Genomic DNA, 22,995 nt, shown 5'->3' with positions numbered 1-22,995 from the left:
CATGGCCTACGTTGATGGCTGCGTGATTGCAGTGCCCACCGCCAACCGCGTTAAATTCGAACAACATGCAAAAACCACCGCCGCGATCTTCAAGGAGAACGGCGCTCTGAGCATTGTCGAGTGTTGGGGCGAAGACGTGCCGGATGGCAAAGTGACGTCGTTTCCCCAGGCAGTGAAACTCAAGGCCGACGAAACCGTGGTGTTTGCCTGGATCGTCTGGCCGGACAAGGCGACCCGCGAGGCCGGCATGCAGAAAATGATGGCTGACCCGCGTATGCAGAATGACGTTAACCCGATGCCATTCGATGGTCAGCGAGTGATTTTCGGCGGCTTCGACATCCTCCTGCAGGCCTGACCGGGGGCAGGATCACTCCGGCGTCGGAGTGATCCTGCAACTCTTGCGGTTACGGATCTCGCTGTCGGTCGGGCGCACCCTGACAAATTCGAAACGCGGCTCACCTTCGCTATAGTGAACCAGCCAGCCCCATTCCAGCTCTGACTCCTTCTGTCCCGGTTGCGGTGGGTTGGCCCACCATGGCTCTTTGCTGATGATTTCTCGCATGGCCCTGTCCCGTTCATTCGGATGCTTGAACTATAACGTGCATGTCAGGAGGTGCCAGGCGTGAGCGACGAAACCCGCGAGCCGATGAAACGGCTGTTCTTTGCCTTGGGCTGCGCGCCCGAGCAGCGCAAGGCCATTGCCCGTTGGCGTGGCGAATTGCGGCTGCGTCACGGGAAACCGGTCCCGGCAGAGAATTTTCACCTGACTTTGTTGTTCCTGGGGGCGGTGGAAGTGGGGAAGATTGGCGAGATCTGCACTGCCGTGGGCAAGGTCCAGACACCGGGCGTGTTGAGGGTGGCGCTGGATCGAGTCGATGTCTGGCGTCGTGCCGGGGCATTGGTGCTGGCGTGCGAACAGCCGCCGCCGGCGTTGTTGCGCCTGGCGTATGCGCTGGAACAGGCGATGTTGCCGTTCGGGTTGGAAGAGGCACCTAAAGAGTTCAGGCCGCACCTGACCTTGATGCGCGATTTTCGCGAGCCGGTGCCTGAGTCGGCGACGCCGCCGGAGTTCTTCCTGCGGGCCGACCGGTTTGCCCTGTTCGAATCGCACAAGGGCCGTTATCGGGCGCTGGCCGAATGGCCCCTATAAAAAAAGGCGCCCGAGGAGGGCGCCCAAGCTCACCTTAACCGAGGAAGCCAGGTGAGGCCGTTCTGCAGAGAGAGTGCAGCGGTGGTAAGGCGCTGCGTGAACGGAAAACATAGGGTCCTGCTGGGCTCATCGCGAGCAGGCTCGCTCCCACAGATATTGTGAGCGCCGCGAGACCCTGTAGGAGCGAGCTTGCTCGCGATAGCAATCTCAAATCGGCACTACGCCGTCGCAGGTGCTGCCTGTTTTGCGGCGGGTTGCCAGGCTTCGCTGGCGGTCTGGTCCATGGCTTCCTGGATCGCCCGCTTACGGGTGGCCTCGGCGCGGCGACCGAAATACCAGACCAGGAAGGTCACCAAAGACACCGCGAGCAGGATCAGGCTGGCCACGGCGTTGATCTCGGGCTTCACGCCCAGGCGCACCGCCGAGAACACTTCCATCGGCAGGGTGGTGGAGCCCGGGCCCGAGACGAAGCTGGCCAGCACCAGATCGTCCAGCGACAGGGCGAACGACATCATGCCGCCCGCCGCCAGGGAGGGGGCGATCATCGGAATGGTGATCAGGAAAAACACCTTGAAGGGTTTCGCCCCCAGGTCCATCGCCGCTTCTTCAATGGACAGGTCCAGCTCACGCAAGCGCGAGGACACCACCACCGCCACATAGGCGGCGCAGAACGTGGTGTGGGCGATCCAGATGGTGACGATGCCACGTTCCATTGGCCAGCCGATCAGTTGCGCCATGGCCACGAACAGCAGCAACAGCGACAGACCGGTGATGACTTCCGGCATCACCAGCGGCGCGGTGACCAGGCCACCGAACAGGGTGCGGCCCTTGAAGCGGGTGACGCGAGTCAGGACGAACGCCGCCAGTGTGCCCAGCGCCACGGCCGCCACCGCCGTGTAGCAGGCGATCTCCAGTGAGCGCAACACCGAGCCCATCAGTTGCGTGTTGTCGAGCAAACCGGTGTACCACTTCACCGACCAGCCGCCCCACACCGTCACCAGTTTCGAGGCGTTGAACGAGTAGATCACCAGGATCAGCATCGGCAGGTAAATGAAGGCAAGCCCGAACACCAGCATGAACGTTGAAAAACTTGCGCGTTTCATCCCCGACCCTCCATCTCTTTGGCCTGGCTACGGTTGAACAACAGAATCGGTACGATCAGGATCAACAGCATCACCACCGCCAGGGCAGACGCCACCGGCCAGTCGCGGTTGTTGAAGAACTCCTGCCACAGCACGCGGCCGATCATCAGGGTTTCCGGGCCGCCCAGCAGTTCCGGAATCACAAACTCGCCCACCACCGGAATGAACACCAGCATGCAGCCGGCGATGATGCCGTTCTTGGCCAGTGGCACGGTGATCTTCCAGAAATTGTTGAAGTTGCTCGAGCCCAGGTCTGACGCGGCCTCCAGCAAACTGTGATCGTGCTTGACCAGGTTGGCGTAGAGCGGCAGGACCATGAACGGCAGGTAGGCGTAAACCACTCCGATATAAACGGCGGTATTGGTATTGAGGATCTCGATCGGGTGACTGGTCAGCCCGGTCCACATCAGGAACGCGTTGAGCAGGCCGTTGTTGCTCAGAATACCCATCCACGCGTAGACACGTATCAGGATGGCGGTCCAGGTCGGCATCATGATCAACAGCAAGAGGACGTTTTGCGTGTCCTTGCTCGTTTTGGTGATCGCGTACGCCATCGGGAAACCGATCAACAGGCACATCAGCGTGCTGAGAAACGCCACTTTCAACGAGCCGAAGTAGGCCGAAATGTACAGTTCATCCTCGGTCAGCATCAGGTAGTTGCCGACGTTCATGAACAGTTGCAGCTTCTGTTCGGCGTAGGTGTAGATCTCGGAGTAGGGTGGGATGGCCAGCGCCGCTTCCGAGAAGCTGATCTTCATCACCAGGAAGAACGGCAACAGGAAAAACAGGCACAGCCACAAAAACGGAATGCCGATGACGATCTTGCGGCCGCTGGGCACAAAACGCATGAGTTGCTGGCGATGAGTACTCATGAGCGCAGTACCACGCCGCTGTCGTCTTCCCACCACACGTAGACCTGGTCGTCCCAGGTCGGTCGCGCGCCACGGCGTTCGGCGTTGGCCATGAACGACTGGACGATCTTGCCGCCTGGCAGCTCGACGTAGAACACCGAATGCCCGCCGAGGTAGGCGATGTCATGGACCTTGCCTGCCGACCAGTTGTAGCGGAAATCCGGCTGGGTGGTGCTGACCAGCAGTTTTTCCGGGCGAATCGCGTAGGTGATCGACTTGTCTTCCACTGAAGTACTGACGCCGTGGCCGACGTAGATCTTCTGCTCCAGGTCCGGGCTGTGGATGATCGCGTGGCCTTCAAGGTCTTCCACCACGGTGCCGTCGAAGGCATTCACGTTGCCGATGAATTCACAGACCATGCGGCTGACCGGTGCTTCATAGATGTCCACCGGGCTGCCGATCTGGGCGATCCAGCCCAGGTGCATGATCGCGATGCGCTGGGCCATGGTCATGGCCTCTTCCTGGTCGTGGGTCACCATCACGCAGGTCACGCCGACGCGCTCGATGATTTCTACCAGTTCCAGCTGCATTTGCGAACGCAGCTTTTTGTCCAGAGCGCCCATCGGTTCGTCGAGCAGCAACAGCTTGGGGCGCTTGGCCAGGGAGCGGGCGAGGGCCACGCGCTGGCGCTGGCCGCCGGACAGTTGATGGGGTTTGCGCTTGGCGTATTGGGTCATGTGCACCAGGCGCAGCATCTCTTCCACACGGGCGTCGATCTCGCTGGCGGGCAAACGGTCCTGCTTGAGACCGAAGGCGATGTTCTGCGCGACCGTCATGTGCGGGAACAGGGCGTACGACTGGAACATCATGTTGATGGGCCGCTCGTACGGCGGCATGTCGGTGATGTCCACGCCGTCGAGCAGGATCCGTCCTTCGGTCGGGCGCTCGAACCCGGCGAGCATGCGCAGCAGGGTCGATTTGCCAGAACCCGAACCGCCGAGCAGGGCAAAGATTTCGCCCTGATGAATCTCCAGGGAGACATCATCCACTGCGATGGTTTCGTCGAATTTCTTGGTGACGCGGTCGACTTTCACCAACACCTTTTTCGGTGATTGGTGACCTTCAAGGGCCTTCCTGTAAGTGCTGGAGGCGTTTGCCATGTGAAACTCCCAACAGGTCGTCGGGCCAACGCGGCCCGGCTTAATAGGTGATTGCAAACCCCCAACACCCCCTGTAGGAGCGAGCATGCTCGCGATGGATGTCCAGACACCGCGGGCATCCAGGCCGCCAGCGTTATCGTTGGCGGCCATCGCGAGCATGCTCGCTCCTACAGGGGGCGGTGTTTCTCTCGGGTTTGCCTGGGTCGTACTTTTTGTTGTTGATGCGGTTTGTTATCGCCAGAAACCGGCGCGCAAAGGCACGCCCGTTCCTCACGGGGGCAGTAAAGGGTTTGGATACTTAGCGAGTCTTACGCAGCGCGGCCCGTCGCCGGCAGGCATCACCGAACGCCTGGAAAATGCTGAGGTAAGGCGGGTTCGACAGCACCTGCCATTCCGGATGCCATTGCACGCCGACGGCAAAGGTCGGGCTGTGGTCCACCGAAATCGCCTCGATCAAGCCATCTGGCGCAATCGCTTCAACCCGCAAGCCTGGCGCCAGACGGTCGATGCCCTGGCTGTGAATCGAATTGACCATGAACTCGGCTGGCAATTGCAGCTTTTCGAACACGCCACCGGGTTGCACCGTGACCGCATGCGCGGGGGCGTATTGCACCGCCAGCTCCGGGCTGTCGGCTTCGCGGTGATCGAGCATGCCAGGCAGTTCGTGCACCTTCTGGTGCAGGCTGCCGCCGAAGGCCACGTTCATTTCCTGGAAGCCTCGGCAGATGCCCAGTACCGGAACGCCGGCGGCAATCGCGGCACGCAGAAGAGGAAGGGTGGTGGCGTCCCGCGCCGGGTCGTGGTCCGTGCCGGGGGCGCTGGCCGCGCCTTGATAGTGGTAGGGCTCCACGTTCGAGGGCGAGCCGGTCAACAGCAGACCGTCGAGATGGGTGAGCACTTCGGTGATTTCCGTCAGTTCACCCAGGGAAGGAATGACCACTGGCATCCCCAATGCGGCAACACTGACAGCACGCACGTATTTGTCGCCGCTGATGTGGTAGGGGTGCAGGCCAATCTGTTTGACGCATGCAGTAACGCCGATCAATGGCTTGAATGCCATTTTTATCACCTCGAAGTTTGACACTTGAACGAGCTTTTCCGGAGCTTAGCCTTGTTGATTTTAATTGACAACTGCCATGTAAAAAATTCTAAACGCCGCACGTCGGATCCTCAGGATTTGCGCCGTGTTCCAGATCGATTTGATGTTTCTGTCCGCTGAAAAGCCCAGAAAATAAAGGGTGAAAGGGTGGGTGTTCGCTATTGACTTCACTTTGCCGTTCGGGTTGACTGGCTCGGCGAAAGTGCGGTGAACATAATAATTAACAGCTAATAGGTGCATCATGTCGGTCCCTCTGCGTACCGTTCAACTCAACGAAGCAAACGCATTCCTTAAGAAATATCCTGAGGTTTTGTACGTCGACCTTCTGATTGCGGACATGAACGGTGTGGTGCGCGGCAAGCGCATCGAACGCACCAGTCTTCATAAGGTGTACGAAAAAGGCATCAACCTGCCGGCGTCGCTGTTTGCCCTGGATATCAATGGCTCCACGGTGGAAAGCACCGGCCTGGGCCTGGACATCGGTGACTCCGACCGGATCTGTTTTCCCATCCCCGGCACCCTCAGCATCGAGCCCTGGCAGAAGCGTCCGACCGCGCAACTGCTGATGACCATGCATGAACTGGAAGGCCAGCCATTCTTCGCCGACCCACGCGAAGTGCTGCGCCAGATCGTCAGCAAGTTCGACGACATGGGCCTGACCATCTGCGCCGCGTTCGAGCTGGAGTTCTACCTGATCGACCAGGACAACGTGAACGGTCGTCCGCAGTCGCCACGCTCGCCGGTTTCGGGTAAGCGTCCGATGTCGACCCAGGTGTACCTGATCGACGACCTCGACGAATACGTCGATTGCCTGCAAGACATCCTCGAGGGCGCGAAAGAGCAGGGCATCCCCGCTGACGCCATCGTCAAGGAAAGCGCCCCGGCGCAATTCGAAGTGAACCTGCATCACGTCAACGACCCGATCAAGGCGTGCGACTACGCGGTATTGCTCAAGCGTCTGGTGAAGAACATCGCCTACGACCACGAGATGGACACCACTTTCATGGCCAAGCCGTATCCGGGTCAGGCGGGCAACGGCCTGCACGTGCACATTTCGATCCTCGACAAGGCCGGCAACAACATCTTCGCCAGCGAAGACCCCGAGCAGAACACCGCGCTGCGTCACGCCATCGGGGGGGTGTTGGAAACCCTGCCTGAGCAAATGGCGTTCCTGTGCCCGAACGTCAATTCGTACCGCCGTTTTGGCGCGCAGTTCTATGTGCCGAACTCGCCGAGCTGGGGCATCGACAACCGTACCGTAGCGGTCCGTGTGCCGACCGGTTCTCCGGATGCCGTGCGCATCGAGCATCGCGTGGCCGGTGCCGACGCCAACCCGTATTTGCTGATGGCGTCGGTGTTGGCCGGTATTCACCACGGCCTGACCAACCAGATCGAGCCGGGCGCCCCGGTGGAAGGCAACAGCTACGAGCAGAACGAGCAAAGCCTGCCGAACAACCTGCGCGACGCCCTGCGCGTGCTCGACGACAGCGAGGTGATGGCCAAGTACATCGACCCGCTGTACATCGATGTGTTTGTGGCGTGCAAGGAAAGCGAGCTGGCCGAGTTCGAAAACTCGATCTCCGACCTTGAGTACAACTGGTACTTGCATACGGTCTGAGCCATCCACGCCCCCCCTGTAGGAGCGAGCATGCTCGCGATGGTCGTCAACGATTACGTTGGCTGCCTGATACCCCGAGGTGTCTGGAACACCATCGCGAGCATGCTCGCTCCTACAGGTAGGTACCCAACAAATTCTGTGTGAGTCCCCCATGACCATGACCCGCAACGACTGGGAACAACGCTTCCAGTCCCTGACCCTCGAAAGCCGCGCTTTCATCGACGGCGAATACCGTCCAGCCATCAGCGGTGCCACCTTCGAATGCACCAGCCCGGTCGACGGCCGTTTCCTGGCCAACGTCGCGAGCACCGACGAAGCCGATGCCAACGAAGCTGTGGCCGTCGCTCGTCGCACGTTCGAATCCGGCGTCTGGGCCAACCTGGCCCCGGCAGAGCGCAAGCGCACGCTGATCCGCTTCGCCGACCTGATCCTCGCCCACCGCGAAGAGTTGGCCCTGCTCGAAACCCTCGACATGGGCAAGCCGATCAGCGACTCGATGAACGTCGATATCCCGGCGACCGCCAACGCGATTCGTTGGACTGCCGAAGCCATCGATAAAATCTACGACGAAGTCGCCCCTACGCCACAGGATCAACTCGGCCTGGTCACCCGCGAACCCGCCGGCGTGGTCGCGGCCATCGTGCCGTGGAACTTCCCGTTGATCATGGCGAGCTGGAAATTCGCGCCTGCGCTGGCGGCCGGTAACTCGTTCATCCTCAAGCCTTCGGAAAAGTCGCCGCTGACCGCGATTCGCATTGCCCAACTGGCGTTGGAGGCCGGCATTCCAAAGGGCGTGTTCAACGTTCTGCCCGGCTACGGCCACACCGTCGGCAAGGCGCTGGCGCTGCACATGGATGTCGACGTGTTGGCGTTTACCGGTTCCACCGCCATCGCCAAGCAACTGATGGTCTACGCCGGACAGAGCAATATGAAGCGCGTCTGGCTGGAGGCCGGCGGCAAGAGCCCGCACGTGGTGTTCGCCGACGCGCCGGACCTGCGCGTGGCGGCCCAGGCGGCCGCCAGCGGCATCGCCTTCAATCAGGGTGAAGTCTGCACCGCCGGTTCGCGCCTGCTGGTGGAACGTTCGATCCGTGATCAGTTCATCCCGTTGTTGGTGGAAGCGCTCAAAGCCTGGAAGCCGGGCCATGCCCTGGATTCGGAAACCACGGTCGGCGCCCTGGTCGACCAGCGTCAATTGGACAATGTGCTGCGCTACATCGACATCGGCCGGCAGCAGGGCGCCGAGCTGATTGCCGGTGGCCAACGCACGTTGGAAGACACCGGCGGCCTGTACGTGGAGCCGGCGATTTTCGACGGCGTGACCAATGCCATGACCATCGCTCGCGAAGAAATCTTCGGCCCGGTGCTGTCGCTGATCACCTTCGATACCGTTGAAGAAGCGCTGGCCATTGCCAACGACAGCATCTTCGGCCTGGCGGCCGGTGTGTGGACCAGCAACCTGAGCAAGGCCCACACCTTCGCCCGTGGCTTGCGCGCTGGCAGCGTGTGGGTCAACCAATACGACGGCGGCGACATGACCGCGCCGTTCGGCGGGTTCAAGCAGTCGGGTAACGGTCGTGACAAGTCGCTGCACGCGTTCGACAAGTACACCGAGCTCAAGGCGACCTGGATCAAGCTCTGACACCTATAAGAAAAGCGAGGTCGCCGGCACCTTCCGGCGGCCCTCGGAGAAAACCATGAAACAAGCCCACGTAAACAGCTACTACGCCGCCACCCGCCACTTCACCGGCGATTTTCCTGTGCTCGAGGAAGCGATGGATTGCGATGTCTGCATCATCGGCGCCGGCTATACCGGTCTGTCCTCGGCCCTGTTCCTGGCCGAGGCTGGCTACAGCGTGACCGTGCTCGAAGCCGCCAAGGTCGGCTTTGGTGCCAGTGGTCGCAACGGCGGTCAATTGGTCAATTCCTACAGCCGCGACGTCGATGTCATCGAAGCGCGCTATGGCGACAAGACCGCTGAAGTGCTCGGCAGCATGATGTTCGAAGGCGCCGACATCATTCGTCAGCGCATACAGCACTACGACATCCAGTGCGACTACCGTCCAGGTGGCATTTTCGCCGCGCTGAACAACAAGCAGCTCAAGGGCCTTGCTGAGCAGAAAAGCAGCTGGGAGCGCTACGGCAACAGGAACCTGACGATGCTCAGCGCCGCCGATATCAAGCGCGAAGTGGGCTGCGACAACTACGTCGGTGGCCTGCTGGACATGCAGGGCGGCCACATTCACCCGCTCAACCTCGCCCTGGGCGAAGCGTCGGCCATCATTGGCCTGGGCGGCAGGATTTTCGAACAATCGGCGGCGGTGGACATTACCTACGGCGAGCCGATCACCGTTCGCACGGCCAAAGGTGCAGTAAAAGCCAAATACCTGCTGATCGCCGGCAACGCCTACCTGCCGCAGGGCCTGGACAACCGCGTCACCGCCAAAAGCATGCCGTGCGGCTCGCAGATCGTCGTCACCGAGCCCTTGACCGAGCAGCAGGCGCGCAGCCTGATCACCCACAATTACTGCGTTGAAGACTGTAACTACCTGCTCGACTACTATCGCCTGACCGCCGATAACCGTCTGCTGTACGGTGGCGGTGTGGTCTACGGCGCCCGCGAGCCGGACGATATCGAGCAACTGATCCGCCCGAAAATTCTCAAGACCTTCCCGCAACTCAAGGACGTGAAGATCGACTACCGCTGGACCGGCAACTTCCTGCTGACCATGTCCCGCATGCCGCAATTTGGCCGTATCGAGAAAAACGCCTACTACATGCAGGGTTACAGCGGTCACGGGGTTACCTGCTCACACCTGGCCGGCAAACTGATCTCGGAAATGATCCGTGGCGACGCCGAACGCTTCAACGCCTTCGCCTCGCTGCCGCACATGCCGATGCTCGGCGGCCGCACCTTCCAGGCCCCGCTGACGGCGATGGGCGCGGCGTACTATGCGTTGCGTGATCGTTTCGGTATCTGATTTTGTGGGAGCGGCGGTGCGACGATTCGACTTGCTCGCACCGCCGCTCCCACAGTGGATCTCCAGTGAATGAAGGATCCGGGGCTACCTGCAACCCACCACTCATCGAACCTGCTGGCCAACTCCCACAAACGTGATTTAATACCCGCCTTCACATTACCGGGACAGGGAAAGCGGCACTCTCGCGACCAAGCGTCGCCCGCCATCCACCCCCATAACCCTTAAGTTCTACTTGCATAAGGCTGTCATGGATACGGGCTCACGACTCAAACTGGTACGCGAAAGCTACAAACTCTCCCAACGCGAACTCGCTCGCCGCAGCGGCGTGACCAACGCCACCATTTCCCTGATCGAACAGAATCGCGTCAGCCCCTCGGTCAGTTCCCTGAAAAAACTGCTCGAAGGCATCCCCATGTCCCTGGCGGACTTCTTTACCTTCGACCAGCCCCCGCGCGAGCACCAATACGTGTTTCGTGCCAACGAACAACCGGACCTGGGCCGTCACGGCCTGCGCCTGCTCCTGATCGGCGCCTCCGTCCCCAGCCGCCAGATGCGCCTGCTGCGCGAGCAATACGCCCCGGGCGCCAGCTCTGGCGAAGAGCCCATCGTCCACGCCGAAGGCGAGGAGTGCGGCCTGGTCACGCGCGGAACCGTCGAGCTGACCGTAGACGGCCAGATCAGCGTGCTCAACGCCGGTGACGGCTACTACTTCCCGACCACCTTGCCGCACAAATTCCGCAACATCGGCCAGGACGAGGCGGAAATCATCAGCGCCAACACGCCGGCGAACTTCTGAACTGACGACCCTGGTCCAAGGAAGGGGGCGCTCATGAATGCGCGAACGTTTCGCTACTACCTCTGGGCCTGGCCGGCGGTATTTGTCACGTCGGCTTTTTACAGCGTGATGCTGGTTGGAGGGCTCAAGCTGTTCTTTGGCGTGGATGGCGTGTACCTGAACGTTGCAGGGTTTGGCTCCTACGCGGTCTTTTGTCTGCTGGGCTTGTTTTACTTCGTGCCGAGAATGAAAAAGGATGAGTTTGGCGAGAGCGCTCATGGTCAGTTCACAAGTGTCGCCGCTTCCAGGGTCGCCATTTTCGTGGGGGGCTGGATCGGCACGGTCTTGAGTGCCCCAGTGATTGACCACGTCGGATTGTTAAGCGCGATGCCGAGGTGGTTGGCGTTGAGTATGTTATTCGCTGTGTTTGCCATCGCTGTTGAGATTTTCAGCCACTACCATTGGAAGCCGGGCCAAAGGCGTTGACCGGCCCGAGTGAAGACGTTAACCGCTGATTCCATTTGCTCTGATGCTCCAGGAAAAGCCAGAATCCGCGCCCGGTTTTTAAGGAAAATGGAATTCAACACATGACCGCACCACGCATCCGCGCTCTGGCACTCTGCATTTTTCATCACGACGGCAAGATTCTGGTCAACGAGGCTGTCGATCCCGTCACGCAACGCTCATTCTTCCGGCCCATCGGTGGCGGCATCGAGTTCGGCGAAACCAGCGCCCAGGCCATTGAGCGTGAGGTGCAGGAAGAGCTCGGCTTGGCCATCACCGATATTCGCTTGCTCGGTACGCTGGAAAGCCTGTTCACCTACGCGGGAAAGCCCGGGCACGAAATCGTGCAGGTTTATGATGCGAGGTTTGTGGATGGCAGCGTTTATGAACGGCTGCACCTGGATGGCCAGGAGAGCAATGATGCGCCGTTCGTTGCGAAATGGTTGCCGTTGGAACGGTTTACGGATGAAGCGCCGTTGGTTCCGGAGGGGCTTGGTGCTTTGCTGAAAAAGCTGGCACTGAAGTGATGGGGCTAGCGAAACATAGGTGGTTCATTGAATTTACCGAAACCTAGGCACCCTCATCATCCACATGAACGCCAAAGCGACGTACGGTGATCACCTGACCCACTTTAACCTTTCGACGTGGTTGGGCCTTGGCGACAAAGGTTTTACTGCTGTCACGTGACGCCCATACCAAGTTGCCCGAATCGACACACAAAACTCTCTCGCTCACTTCCAACGCTTGTTCATATGCAGCTTTGGTGGCGACTCTAGCGATATGCGGTATTTGGTGCTCCAGTGCGTCTATTTCCTCTTCAGTAAGGGAATTTGTTTCTTCTGTCATTGGACTATCCAGGTGAGACCGAGTTGGTGATTTTTATCTGATTTACAACTACTCAATCAAAACCCGCGGCTTCGCGGGTTTTGTAATTTTGAAGGCCGGTCACTTACCGTTCGCGCTGGCAAGCCCACGAAGCTCAACCACACGAAACACATCGCTCACGTCCTGAAGCAGAATCCGGGCGATGTTGGCGACGGTGTTGATGTCGTGATCGGCGTAATCGGGGAGGCTGGTACAACCCATCAGTTGCAGGTAGGGGAGGACGGCGTGGAGGCGTTCGCTGATGCAGCAATGGAGTTCGGTAAGTGGGGCGTCTTTGTCGATGACCAGCACTGGGTAGTCAGTAGCGAATTGGGTCATGGGGATGAAGCGGTGTGGGGGGCAATTCATTGTCATGATTCTTCTCTTATTAAAAAGTTACGAAGCCACCTTTCTGCTGCGATTCAGGCGGGTGGCAGCTATGTGTGGGTCGCAGTACCGGATAAGAGAAGAAACCGGCAGACCCGAAGGTCTCCCACACACAGCCGCCATAAAAACTCAACGGCGGCGAAGTTTGCCACAGTTGTTCTCTAGCGGTGCTTTCTCTTATCAGGGCTGCGAGACCCGATCGCTAACTGAATGTTGCGATAGATTGAATATAGGCCTCGATTTACACCGGCCACAACTGCACTGTAGGACGCAAAACCAAAGCTTCACGCTAGGCCGAATGCCACTGTTTACGTGGCTTTGAGTCTATTCCGGGGTTTACAGAGTGAAGTAGGAAATTGGCGGCAGGGAAGGGAGCGAGTTCGCTGTCGAACGGGGGCTAAAGCCCCCGTGACAATGGGTAAATTCCTACATGTTTTGCAGACGTCAGGATCACTGCCGGGTTTGCGGCGAATTCGGGTTGTGTTGGGTGTGTTTGGGCCCGGCCACCAGCCAGGCGAGCAGGCCGAACAGGGGGACGAAGACGATGAAGACGATCCACAACAGTTTGTTGCTGGATTTGCCTTCGGCTTTGCGGACTTTGTTGATGGCCCAGATTTCCGCGATCACCAAAATGGCGGCGAGTACGATCCAGATGGTTTCGATGTGCATGGGTTGCCCTCCTGATGGTCTTTGCTTTAGGTGGGCTGGTGTGGGTGGGGTTCATTAAATTTTTGTGGGTGTGGGTTGGGCCCTGACCGTTGGAGTTTCATCGGCTGTCAGGGCCCTATCGCGAGCAAGCTCGCTCCTACAGGGGGGCGGTGTTGTTTAAAGGGTGGCGAGTTTGCCGGTGTCGAGGCGGCGTTTGTAGGCGCTGTCGCGGTTGGCGAGCCAGTAGTAGAGCGGCGAGGTGATGAGCAGGCCGACCAGCCAGGACAGGTCCGCGCCGTTGATGTGGGCGCTGATCGGGCCGACGTACAGCGGCGTGTTCATGAACGGGATCTGCACCACGATGCCGATGGCGTAGGCCAGCAGGGCTTGGGGGTTGTAGCGCCCGTAAATGCCGCCGTCGACCTTGAAGATCGAGTTGATGTCGTAGTTGCCTTTGTGGATGGCGTAGAAGTCGATCAGGTTGATTGCGGTCCACGGCACCAGCACGACGAGCAACACCAGGACCATGTCCACGAAGTGGCCGATGAAGTTGGCCGAGGCGCCGACGGCGGCGAAACAGCAGGCGGCGAGGATGATGATCGACAGTACCGCGCGGCTTTTGGCGGTGGGGATCCAGCGCCAGGCGAAGGTTTGTATCAAGGTGATCACCGACAGCACGGCGCCGTAGAGGTTGAGGGCGTTGTGGCTGATGACGCTGAGCAAGAACAGCACGAGCATCAGCGGGCCGATGGAACCGGTGGCGAGTTTTACGGCGTCCATGGTGTCCATGCCTTCGGGGGTGGCGAGCACGGCGACCGCGCCGAAGATGAACGACAGGCTGGAGCCGAGCACGGTGCCGAGATAAGTGGTCCAGAACGTCGCGGCGACGGGCACGTTGGCCGGCAGATAGCGCGAGTAGTCGGACACGTACGGCGCGAAGGCGATCTGCCACAGCGCAGCCAGCGAGACGGTGGCAAGCCAGCCGGAGATGTTGAAGCTGCCGCGGGTAAGGAAGTCGGCCGTCTGCACGTGGGTGAAGATGTAGCCGAAGCCGAGCACGATGCCGGCGCCCAGCACCCAGGTGCCGATGCGGTTGAGTACATGGATGAAGCGGTAACCGATGATGCCGATGATCCCGGAACCCAGGGCGCCGATGACAATGCCGACCGGCACGGGCACGCTGTCGACCACCCCGTGCAGGGATTTGCCGGCCAGCACGATGTTGGAGGCGAAGAAGCCGATGTACATGATGCCGGCGATCAACACCACCAGCAGCGCGCCGAGCGAACCGAATTGCGCCCGACTCTGGATCATTTGCGGGATGCCCATCTGCGGGCCCTGTGCCGAGTGCAGCGCCATCAGCACGCCGCCAACCAAATGGCCAACGAGAATGGCGACGATGCCCCATACCAGATTCAGATGGAACATCTGCACGCCGAGGGCGCCGGTGACGATGGGCAGCGGGGCGATGTTGCCGCCGAACCAGAGGGTGAACAAGTCACGGGTCTTGCCGTGGCGATCTTCGGGCGGGACGTAGCCGATGGTGTGTTTTTCGATGAGCGGGGTGGAGGTTGCTGCTTCGGTAACCATGACGAACTCCAAGGCGATTTTGAGTACGTGGACGTACTTCGGTGTGCGCCGCGCGCAGGCGGTGCTTTTCTTGTTGGAGTCGATGATGTGGGGTGGTGGGGCAGAGATAAATTAGTAAGTTTGTGGGTATAAACATTAAAAAATGTGGGTCGGTTGATGACTTCAAAACAGCACAAAACCCCTGTAGGAGCGAGCTTGCTCGCGATGGCGGCGCATCAGTCATAATGATTTCGACTGACACACCCTCATCGCGAGCAAGCTCGCTCCTACAGGGGGTAATGGGTGTTCTGAGATCGGCTATTCGCTAATCCATCGCACCATCCTCAACAGCATTTCATCACACCGTTCAAGCTGCTCGACGCTGACGAACTCATCCGGTTTGTGCCCCTGGTCCATGCTGCCGGGGCCGCAGACGACGGTGGGGATGCCGGCGGCGTCGAACAGGCCGCCTTCGGTGCCGAAGGCTACGGTGCCGAAGTCTTGCGAACCACAGAACGCCGCGATCAGCTCAGCCGCTTCGCTGTGTACGTCGGTGGCCAGTCCCGGGTAGGCCGACAGCTCGCTGAAGCGGATTTCACTCTGTGCGCTCACCGCCCGCATGCGCGGCAGCACCTGTTGTTCGGCGTAGGTTTTGAGCGCCTGCGCCACTTCGTTCGGGTCCTGTGCGGGCAAGGCGCGGACCTCGAAGTCGAAGCGGCAATCGGCGGGGACGATGTTCAGTGCCTTGCCACCGGCAATCACTCCGGTCTGCACCGTGGAGAAGGGCGGGTCGAAGCGTGTGTCGTGCCGTTCCGGCGCCTTGAGACGCTGGCCGATCCGGCCCAGTTCGCCGATCAGCTCGGCGGCGTACTCGATGGCGTTGACTCCCTGCGGCGCATAGGCCGAATGGCAGGCATGCCCGTGGATGTCGCAACGCATCGCCAGTTTGCCCTTGTGCCCCAGCACCGGTTTCAGCTCGGTGGGTTCGCCAATGATGCACAGCAGCGGCTTGACCGGTCGCTGTTGCAGCTCGGCCAGCAACGAACGCACGCCAAGGCAGCCGACTTCTTCATCGTAGGAAAGCGCGATGTGGACCGGCCTGCGCAGCGTGGCGTTCACCAGCGCTGGCACCAGCGCCAGCACGCAGGCGATGTAGCCCTTCATGTCCGCCGTGCCGCGCCCGTAGAGCTTACCGTCGAGCTCGGTCAGCTCGAACGGCGGCACCGTCCAGGGCTGGCCGTCCACCGGCACCACGTCAGTGTGCCCGGACAGTACGATGCCCGGTACGTCCACCGGGCCGATGCTGGCGAACAGGTTGGCCTTGCTGCGTGATTCGTTGTAGATCAGTTCGCAGGTCACGTCGAAACCTGCCAGGTAGTCGCGTACGAACTCGATCAGTTGCAGGTTCGATTCGCGGCTGGTGGTGTCGAACGCCACCAGGGTTTGCAGCAGGTCGCGACTGGCGCTCATCGGTCGTCTCCGGCGACACCGTAGCCGGGGGAGCGATCCGGGGCGAGGGCACGGTCGATGTAGTCCTGCACTTGCGGTCGGTAGGCGTCCCAGAGTTTGCCCAGGACGCCGATCGGGTCTTCATCGGCCCAATCCACGCGCAGGTTGATGATCGGCCAGGTCAGGTCGCCGACCACCACCAGGGCCGCCGAATGCACGGGACCTGCTTCGCCACCGGCGGCGATGGCAGCTTGCATGGCGGCGAGCAAGCGGTCGGCGAGCTGGCCTTCGCCGTGTTCGAAGGCGCTGACCATGGCCTCGACAACCTGTGGATCTGCGAGCATGTTGCCGGCCGCGACGCATTGTTCACCCGACACGGCGTTGTGGTTGCCCAGGGTTTGCGCGCCGCTGAAATGCGCGGTCTGGCCGAGGTGGTCGATGGCGGTGATCTGCCGGTACTGACTGTAGCCGTTGCGCGTGAGTGCGTTGTCCAGCGCCTGGGCGGGGGCCAGGCCTTGCTCCAGCAGGGCAAGCACCTCGGGGCCCAGGGAGGGTAGGGTAATGTTCTGGGTGGACACGGCGCCGACACCTGGCAGCAGCCACGGGCAACGGGCGCCGACGGCGATGCTGGAGGAGCTGATGGCAATGCCGAACTGGCCGGTTTCAGGGCAGCGGGCGGTGATGGAGAAGGTCATGGGTGTGGCTCCTGGGGTTGCCTTGGCATGTGGGGTGACCTGGCTGGCCTCATCGCGAGCAAGCTCGCTCCTACAGGGGATTGGAGGAGCGGGCTTGCTCGCGATGGCCGCAACTCGGTCCTACTCGGGAATCACCGCGATCACATCAATCTCCATCAACCACTGCGGCTGCCCCAGCGCCGACACCACCAACCCCGTGGAGATCGGGAACACGCCTTTGAGCCATTTTCCAACTTCCTGGTACACCGGCTCGCGATAGCGCGGGTCGATCAGGTAGGTGGTGGTCTTGACGATGTGGCTCAGGTCGCTGCCGGCTTCTTCGAGCAGTTGCTTGACGTTGCGCATCGCCTGTTCGGCCTGGGCGCGCGGGTCGCCCAGGCCCACCAGCCGGCCCTCGAAATCGGTACCGACCTGGCCTCGCACGTACACGGTGTTGCCGGCGCGCACCGCCTGGCACAGGTCGTTGTCCAGGCTCTGGTTGGGGTAGGTTTCCTTGGTGTTGAACATGCGAATGCGGGTATGGGTTGGCGTGGCCATTTCAAGCTCCTGGACGATTAAGCGCTGACAGTTTTTTTAGCGGCGAGCGGGGCGACATCCGCCGCACGTTGCGCCGCATCGTGGTAGTCGAGATAAGAGCGCTGGATGGCGATGTGATCAGCCACGTATTTGGCGTCATGCCATACGCCCCAGATGAACGACGAGCCGCGCCGCGACTGCCACGGCAAACCGAGGAAATAAACGCCAGGTTCGGTCGATACGCCACGCTGATGCGCAGGCTTGCCCTTGTCGTCAAAGGCGTTCACGTTCATCCAGCTGTAGTCGGTGGCAAACCCTGTGGCCCAGATGATCGAAGTCACGCCGGCCTTGGCCAGGTCCAGTTGCAGGATTGGCTCGCTGACACAGGCAGGATCAGGGAAGGTGATGCGCGCCTCCGGTTCCGGCGGCAAGTCGAGGCCGTTGCGTTCGATGTAGGCATCGGCGGCATTGAGCAGCGCCAGATAGTTCTCGTCACCCCGGGCCAGGTTCTCGGCCAGGTTCGCCTGGAACGTGGCGACGCCGCCGTCGAAGGACTGGGTCAAACCAACCAGGGTCATGCCGCGATGCGCCAGTTCCCGGAAGTCCACCGTTCGTCCGCCATGGGCACCGCTCACCGCGATGGTGACGTGCTCGCGACCCGGTTTCATCGCCGCCTGGTCCCACTCGCCGAGTACGCCCAGCCACCAGCAGAAATCGCGGTTGCGGTAGGCCCGGGGTGGACGGTCATGGGCGCCCACCGAGAGATAAACCTGCTTGCCGGAGCGCTGCAATTCATCGGCGATCTGCACGCCCGACGAGCCGGCACCGACCACCAGCACCGCGCCGTCAGGCAATTGCCCCGGATTTCGGTAGTCGGCGGAGTGGATTTGCAGGAAGGGCTGATTCTTCGGCGCAATTGGCGGGATGACCGGCCGCTGGAACGGGCCGGTGGCCGCCACCACGCGCAGGGCTTCGATCACGCCTTGCGAAGTTTCGACGGTGAAGCCTGGACGACCGACATTGCGCTCGACCTTCAGCACATCCACGCCGGTACGAATCGGTGCGTTGAATTTTTTCGCGTAGGCTTCGAAGTAGTCGGCGACCTGCTCCTTGGGGACGAACGCATCGGGGCTGAGGTTCGCAAACTCAAGGCCGGGGAAGCGGTCGTGCCAGGCGGGGCCGTTGGCCACCAGCGAATCCCAGCGCCCACTGCGCCAGCGCTCGGCAATACGATTGCGCTCCAGCACCAGGTGCGGCACGCCCAGTTTGCTCAAGTGTTCGCTCATGGCCACGCCAGCTTGACCTGCGCCGACGATCAACGTGTCTGTTGTTATTTTTTCGGTGGTCATCTCTGTACCCTTCAAGTTGGATTGAGGTCGCGAACGGCCTGCCATTTCTTGGGTTCAAGACTAGGGATGACCCCTGTATCGGTAAAATATTATTAAGCTGGCATTTGAGTATAAATAACTGATGCAGAGCGTTTGCGGGCATTGGGCTGTAGACTGCCCGCACCCTTTTCATCCGATACAAGAGAACCGTTCATGGCCAACCAAGACATCGCCTTCACCCCCGATCCTGACGCGGATTCCATCTCCAGCGACGTTGCCGGTTTTGGCGGCATCCTGGTGTCGACGCAGATCCCGACCCGCGCAGACGGCAGCCTGGAGCTGGGCGACATCACCCTGCAGAGCGAATGCACCTTGCAGGCACTGAAAGTGGCGCTGGAGCGCGCCGGCAGTTCCATGGACCGCGTGCTGCACCTGACCATCTACCTCACCGACATGGCCGACCGCGCCGCTTTCAACGAGGTGTACAAACGCTACTTCGCCAAGCCGTGGCCGGTGCGCGCCGCAGTCGGTGTCGCCGCCCTGGCGGTGGACGGCATGCGCGTGGAAGTCACGGCGATGGCCGCCAAGGCCTGAGCCCGACGGCGGCATCCCCGCTCTGTAGGAGCGAGCTTGCTCGCGATGGACGCAAGAACACCGCGGGGTGTCAGATGCCCCGCGTTATCGTTGACGTCCATTGCGACGGTTCGACGCCTCGACGTGCTCGCTCCTACAGGGATCATTTGTTACGCGGTTCAGAGGTGATCCGCATCAATCACTGCCTTGGCAAACGCCTGCGGGTTTTCCTGCGGCAAGTTGTGCCCAATCCCGCCGCTGATCAAACGGAACTCGTACTTGCCGGTAAAGCGCTTGGCATAGTCCTCAGGCTTGGGATGCGGCGCGCCGTTGGCATCGCCTTCCAGGGTAATGGTCGGTACGCCGATGGAGGGGGCGGTAGCCAGTTTCTGCTCCAATGCCTCGTACTGGCTCTCACCCTGCACCAGGCCCAAACGCCAGCGGTAGTTGAACACGGTGATGTCGACGTGATCCGGATTCTCCAGAGCCTTGGCACTGCGATCGAAGGTCGCGTCATCGAACGCCCATTTCGGCGAGGCCAGTTGCCAGATCAGCTTGGCGAAGTCATGGGTGTTTTTCTGGTAGCCGTCACGGCCACGCTCGGTGGCGAAGTAGAACTGGTACCACCATTGCAATTCAGCCTGGGGCGGCAGCGGGTTCTTGCCGGCGGCCTGATTGCCGATCAGGTATCCGCTGACTGACACCAGCGCCTTGACCCGCTCTGGCCACAGGGCCGAGACGATGTCGGCGGTACGCGCGCCCCAGTCGTAGCCACCGAGCACCGCCTGCTTGATCTTCAGCGCGTCCATGAAGTCAATGACGTCGCTGGCCAGCGCGGCCGGTTGGCCATTGCGCAGGGTGTCCTTCGACAGGAACTGCGTATCGCCATAACCGCGGGCATACGGCATCAGCACGCGATACCCCTTGGCGGCGAGGATCGGTGCGACGTCGTCATAGCTGTGAATGTCATACGGCCAGCCGTGCAGCAGGATCACCACCGGACCATTGGCCGGGCCGGTTTCGGCGTAGGCCACGTCCAGCAAACCGGCCTTGACATGCTTGAGCGGGCCGAAAGGCGAGGGCGCGGAATAGCTGACACCCTGGGTCGCCACTGGCTGGGCTGCGGTTTGAGCCTGGACCGCGCCCATCGCACCCAGCAGGGCGACCGCAAGGATCGATGGGCCGACCAGACGGCGGCGGGTTTTACCTGGGTTGTGCATTGCCATCTTCATGTGGATGTCTCCGTTGCGAGCCGTTGGCCAGTGGGTCTGGATGACCCCTTGAAACCTTGGGTTCATTTGATCGCGAAGACGTATCCGGGCTATGTCGAATCGTGCGCCGGGTGCAAACACATGTATCCAGGCAAGCGCCAGATACATTGGGATACAAGCAGACCGGTCGGCGGTCCTTGATGAAAGCGCAGGACTTCTGCCGCAAAAGCCGGATAATGGCGGCCAATTTGTTTTAGCTCGCTATTCTGGTAATCCCCTATGGAAATCAAGGTCAACTTTCTCGACAACCTGCGGCTTGAGGCCAAGTTCGACGACTTTACGGTGATCGCCGACCAACCGATTCGCTACAAGGGCGATGGTTCTGCGCCGGGTCCGTTCGATTACTTCCTGGCCTCGTCGGCGTTGTGCGCGGCTTACTTCGTGAAGTTGTACTGCGAGACCCGCCATATCCCGACCGACAACATTCGCCTGTCGCAGAACAACATTGTCGATCCGGAAAACCGCTACAACCAGATTTTCAAGATCCAGGTCGAACTGCCAGCAGACATCAGCGACAAGGACCGCCAAGGCATCCTGCGCTCCATCGACCGCTGCACGGTGAAGAAAGTCGTCCAGGCCGGCCCCGAATTCGTGATCGAAGAGGTGGAAAACCTCGACGCCGATGCCCAGGCGCTGCTGATGCCAACCTCGACGTCGGGGGAGGGCACCTACATCGCCGGCAAGGACCTGCCGCTGGAGCAGACCATCGCCAACATGTCCGCGATCCTCGCGGGCCTGGGCATGAAGATCGAGATCGCCTCGTGGCGCAACATCGTGCCCAACGTCTGGTCGCTGCACATCCGCGATGCGCAGTCGCCCATGTGCTTCACCAATGGCAAGGGCTCGACCAAGGAAAGCGCACTGGCTTCGGCGCTGGGCGAGTTCATTGAACGCCTGAACTGCAACTTCTTCTACAACGATCAGTTCTGGGGCGAAGAGATCGCCAACGCGCCATTCGTGCATTACCCGGACGAACGCTGGTTCAAACCGGGGCGCAAGGATGAACTGCCGACCGAAATCCTCGACGCCTATTGCCTGAAGATCTACAACCGTGATGGCGAGTTGCGTGGTTCGCATCTGTATGACACCAACTCCGGCAACGAAGAACGCGGCATCGTGTCCTTGCCGTTCGTGCGTCATTCCGATGGCGAGGTGGTGTACTTCCCGTCCAACCTGATCGAAAACCTCTACCTGAGCAACGGCATGAGCGCCGGCAACACCCTGGCCGAAGCCCAGGTGCAGTGCCTGTCGGAAATCTTCGAGCGTGCGGTCAAGCGCGAAATCATCGAAGGCGAATTTGCCTTGCCGGACGTGCCCGCCGAGGTGCTGGCGAAATACCCGAGCATCGTTGCCGGTATCGAGGGCCTGGAGGCCCAGGGTTTCCCGGTGCTGGTCAAGGATGCGTCGCTGGGCGGCGAGTTCCCGGTGATGTGCGTGACCCTGATGAACCCGCGCACCGGTGGCGTGTTCGCCTCGTTCGGCGCCCACCCGAGCATGGAAGTGGCGCTCGAGCGCAGCCTGACCGAGCTGCTGCAGGGCCGCAGCTTCGAAGGCCTCAACGACCTGCCGCAGCCGACCTTCGAAGGCCACGCGGTGACCGAGCCGAACAACTTCGTCGAGCACTTCATCGACTCCAGCGGCGTGGTGTCGTGGCGCTTCTTCAGTGCCAAGGCGGAATACGAATTCGTCGAGTGGGATTTCTCCGGCCACGGCGAAGATTCCAATGCCCAGGAGGCCGCGACCCTGTTCGGCATCCTGCAAAACATGGGCAAGGAATCGTACATGGCGGTGTACGAGCATCTGGGCGCCACCGCCTGCCGCATCCTGGTGCCGGACTACTCGGAGATCTACCCGGTCGACGACCTGATCTGGGACAACACCAACAAGGCGCTGTTCTTCCGCGAAGACATCCTCAACCTGCATCGCCTCGATGAGGCGCAGTTGCAGGACCTGGTCGAGCGCCTGGTGGAAAGCGAGCTGGACGACTACACCGACATCACCACCCTGATCGGCATCGAGTTCGACGACAACACCCCGTGGGGCCAGTTGACCATCCTCGAGCTCAAGGCGCTGATTTACCTGGCCCTGCAGCAGTACGAGGAAGCCAAGGAAGCGGTGGAAACCTTCCTGCAATACAACGACAACACCGTCGAGCGTGGCTTGTTCTATCAAGCGGTGAACGTGGTGCTGGAGATGGAACTGGATGAAGATCTGGAACTGGCCGACTACGAAGCCAACTTCCGCCGCATGTTCGGCGCCGAACGCACCGACGCCGCGATTGGTTCGGTCAACGGCAGCGTGCGCTTCTACGGACTGACACCCACCAGCATGAAACTCGAAGGCCTCGACCGGCACCTGCGCCTGATCGAAAGCTACAAAAAATTGCACGCCGCCCGATCCAACCCACCCCGCTAA

At 60.7% G+C, this 22,995-nt stretch carries 24 protein-coding genes; 10 read left to right on the top strand and 14 right to left on the bottom strand.

Going from position 1 to position 22,995, the window contains the following annotated elements:
• Position 1 precedes the first annotated feature (1 nt).
• Positions 2 to 355, top strand: a complete 354-nt coding sequence (locus AB4O36_RS14145) for a DUF1428 domain-containing protein (protein ID WP_460126186.1) — start codon at positions 2 to 4, stop codon at positions 353 to 355.
• Between the two features lie 12 nt (positions 356 to 367).
• Here the strand turns inward: AB4O36_RS14145 and AB4O36_RS14140 are convergent, their stop codons facing one another.
• Entirely contained in the window at positions 368 to 562 is a 195-nt protein-coding gene (locus tag AB4O36_RS14140; RefSeq protein ID WP_460126184.1) for a hypothetical protein, read from the bottom strand.
• Positions 563 to 622: 60 nt separating this feature from the next.
• On the opposite strand from AB4O36_RS14140, the gene thpR reads away from it, so the two are divergent.
• Positions 623 to 1,150, top strand: coding sequence for an RNA 2',3'-cyclic phosphodiesterase (gene thpR, locus AB4O36_RS14135; RefSeq protein ID WP_460126182.1), 528 nt, complete (start codon positions 623 to 625; stop codon positions 1,148 to 1,150).
• 218 nt (positions 1,151 to 1,368) lie between these two features.
• On the opposite strand, the gene AB4O36_RS14130 is transcribed toward thpR, so the two are convergent.
• The 4 genes from AB4O36_RS14130 to AB4O36_RS14115 all read right to left on the bottom strand — a co-directional run bounded on the left by AB4O36_RS14130 (position 1,369) and on the right by AB4O36_RS14115 (position 5,363).
• Complete coding sequence (locus AB4O36_RS14130) at positions 1,369 to 2,253, bottom strand: ABC transporter permease subunit (protein WP_460126180.1); 885 nt, start codon at positions 2,251 to 2,253, stop codon at positions 1,369 to 1,371.
• Positions 2,250 to 3,131 carry an ABC transporter permease subunit gene (locus tag AB4O36_RS14125; protein ID WP_460126738.1) on the bottom strand — a complete coding sequence of 294 codons (882 nt, stop codon included), beginning with the start codon at positions 3,129 to 3,131 and terminating at the stop codon, positions 2,250 to 2,252. The genes AB4O36_RS14130 and AB4O36_RS14125 overlap by 4 nt, the downstream gene beginning before the upstream one ends.
• Positions 3,132 to 3,160: 29 nt before the next feature.
• Positions 3,161 to 4,303, bottom strand: coding sequence for a polyamine ABC transporter ATP-binding protein (gene potA, locus AB4O36_RS14120; protein ID WP_460126178.1), 1,143 nt, complete (start codon positions 4,301 to 4,303; stop codon positions 3,161 to 3,163).
• Positions 4,304 to 4,601: 298 nt separating this feature from the next.
• Positions 4,602 to 5,363 carry a gamma-glutamyl-gamma-aminobutyrate hydrolase family protein gene (locus AB4O36_RS14115; protein ID WP_460142060.1) on the bottom strand — a complete coding sequence of 254 codons (762 nt, stop codon included), beginning with the start codon at positions 5,361 to 5,363 and terminating at the stop codon, positions 4,602 to 4,604.
• Between the two features lie 280 nt (positions 5,364 to 5,643).
• On the opposite strand from AB4O36_RS14115, the gene AB4O36_RS14110 reads away from it, so the two are divergent.
• The 6 genes from AB4O36_RS14110 to AB4O36_RS14085 all read left to right on the top strand — a co-directional run bounded on the left by AB4O36_RS14110 (position 5,644) and on the right by AB4O36_RS14085 (position 11,807).
• Positions 5,644 to 7,020 (top strand): glutamine synthetase family protein, encoded by a 1,377-nt coding sequence (locus AB4O36_RS14110; protein ID WP_460126174.1) that lies wholly within the window; start codon positions 5,644 to 5,646, stop codon positions 7,018 to 7,020.
• 151 nt (positions 7,021 to 7,171) lie between these two features.
• Positions 7,172 to 8,662 carry an aldehyde dehydrogenase gene (locus AB4O36_RS14105; RefSeq protein ID WP_460126172.1) on the top strand — a complete coding sequence of 497 codons (1,491 nt, stop codon included), beginning with the start codon at positions 7,172 to 7,174 and terminating at the stop codon, positions 8,660 to 8,662.
• A gap of 55 nt (positions 8,663 to 8,717) precedes the next feature.
• Positions 8,718 to 10,001, top strand: coding sequence for an NAD(P)/FAD-dependent oxidoreductase (locus AB4O36_RS14100; protein ID WP_460126170.1), 1,284 nt, complete (start codon positions 8,718 to 8,720; stop codon positions 9,999 to 10,001).
• A 247-nt stretch (positions 10,002 to 10,248) separates the two neighbouring features.
• Positions 10,249 to 10,797, top strand: a complete 549-nt coding sequence (locus AB4O36_RS14095) for a cupin domain-containing protein (protein ID WP_427623468.1) — start codon at positions 10,249 to 10,251, stop codon at positions 10,795 to 10,797.
• A 33-nt stretch (positions 10,798 to 10,830) separates the two neighbouring features.
• Positions 10,831 to 11,262 (top strand): hypothetical protein, encoded by a 432-nt coding sequence (locus tag AB4O36_RS14090; protein WP_460126168.1) that lies wholly within the window; start codon positions 10,831 to 10,833, stop codon positions 11,260 to 11,262.
• Between the two features lie 101 nt (positions 11,263 to 11,363).
• Complete coding sequence (locus AB4O36_RS14085; RefSeq protein ID WP_460126166.1) at positions 11,364 to 11,807, top strand: NUDIX hydrolase; 444 nt, start codon at positions 11,364 to 11,366, stop codon at positions 11,805 to 11,807.
• 43 nt (positions 11,808 to 11,850) lie between these two features.
• Here AB4O36_RS14085 and AB4O36_RS14080 read toward each other — a convergent pair whose 3' ends face one another.
• From AB4O36_RS14080 to AB4O36_RS14045, 8 genes are all read right to left on the bottom strand, one after another.
• Positions 11,851 to 12,126: a hypothetical protein gene (locus AB4O36_RS14080; protein ID WP_460126164.1), complete on the bottom strand. Its 276-nt coding sequence runs from the start codon at positions 12,124 to 12,126 to the stop codon at positions 11,851 to 11,853.
• Positions 12,127 to 12,225: 99 nt separating this feature from the next.
• Positions 12,226 to 12,519 carry a fructose-bisphosphate aldolase gene (locus tag AB4O36_RS14075; RefSeq protein ID WP_460126162.1) on the bottom strand — a complete coding sequence of 98 codons (294 nt, stop codon included), beginning with the start codon at positions 12,517 to 12,519 and terminating at the stop codon, positions 12,226 to 12,228.
• A gap of 462 nt (positions 12,520 to 12,981) precedes the next feature.
• Positions 12,982 to 13,200: a PLD nuclease N-terminal domain-containing protein gene (locus AB4O36_RS14070; RefSeq protein ID WP_460126160.1), complete on the bottom strand. Its 219-nt coding sequence runs from the start codon at positions 13,198 to 13,200 to the stop codon at positions 12,982 to 12,984.
• Between the two features lie 156 nt (positions 13,201 to 13,356).
• Positions 13,357 to 14,769, bottom strand: coding sequence for a purine-cytosine permease family protein (locus tag AB4O36_RS14065; protein WP_460126158.1), 1,413 nt, complete (start codon positions 14,767 to 14,769; stop codon positions 13,357 to 13,359).
• A 297-nt stretch (positions 14,770 to 15,066) separates the two neighbouring features.
• Positions 15,067 to 16,218 carry an acetylornithine deacetylase gene (argE, locus tag AB4O36_RS14060; protein WP_460142059.1) on the bottom strand — a complete coding sequence of 384 codons (1,152 nt, stop codon included), beginning with the start codon at positions 16,216 to 16,218 and terminating at the stop codon, positions 15,067 to 15,069.
• On the bottom strand, positions 16,215 to 16,892 hold the full coding sequence (locus AB4O36_RS14055) for a DUF1028 domain-containing protein (protein WP_460126154.1): 678 nt from the start codon (positions 16,890 to 16,892) through the stop codon (positions 16,215 to 16,217). The genes argE and AB4O36_RS14055 overlap by 4 nt, the downstream gene beginning before the upstream one ends.
• A gap of 120 nt (positions 16,893 to 17,012) precedes the next feature.
• On the bottom strand, positions 17,013 to 17,429 hold the full coding sequence (locus tag AB4O36_RS14050; RefSeq protein WP_368554268.1) for a RidA family protein: 417 nt from the start codon (positions 17,427 to 17,429) through the stop codon (positions 17,013 to 17,015).
• Positions 17,430 to 17,446: 17 nt separating this feature from the next.
• The gene (locus AB4O36_RS14045) at positions 17,447 to 18,802 is read right to left on the bottom strand and encodes a flavin-containing monooxygenase (protein ID WP_460126152.1); all 1,356 of its coding nucleotides are present in this window, start codon (positions 18,800 to 18,802) and stop codon (positions 17,447 to 17,449) included.
• 147 nt (positions 18,803 to 18,949) lie between these two features.
• On the opposite strand from AB4O36_RS14045, the gene AB4O36_RS14040 reads away from it, so the two are divergent.
• Positions 18,950 to 19,330: a RidA family protein gene (locus AB4O36_RS14040; RefSeq protein WP_460126150.1), complete on the top strand. Its 381-nt coding sequence runs from the start codon at positions 18,950 to 18,952 to the stop codon at positions 19,328 to 19,330.
• A gap of 158 nt (positions 19,331 to 19,488) precedes the next feature.
• Here the strand turns inward: AB4O36_RS14040 and AB4O36_RS14035 are convergent, their stop codons facing one another.
• On the bottom strand, positions 19,489 to 20,541 hold the full coding sequence (locus AB4O36_RS14035; protein WP_460142058.1) for an alpha/beta fold hydrolase: 1,053 nt from the start codon (positions 20,539 to 20,541) through the stop codon (positions 19,489 to 19,491).
• 258 nt (positions 20,542 to 20,799) lie between these two features.
• On the opposite strand from AB4O36_RS14035, the gene AB4O36_RS14030 reads away from it, so the two are divergent.
• A complete protein-coding gene (locus AB4O36_RS14030) occupies positions 20,800 to 22,995 on the top strand; it encodes an OsmC domain/YcaO domain-containing protein (RefSeq protein ID WP_460142057.1) in 2,196 nt (731 codons plus the stop codon).

The sequence above is a fragment of the Pseudomonas sp. S2_E01 genome (assembly GCF_054668365.1).
The sequence above is the reverse complement of the archived record's forward strand: the minus strand, read 5'-3'. Positions and strand labels throughout refer to the sequence as shown.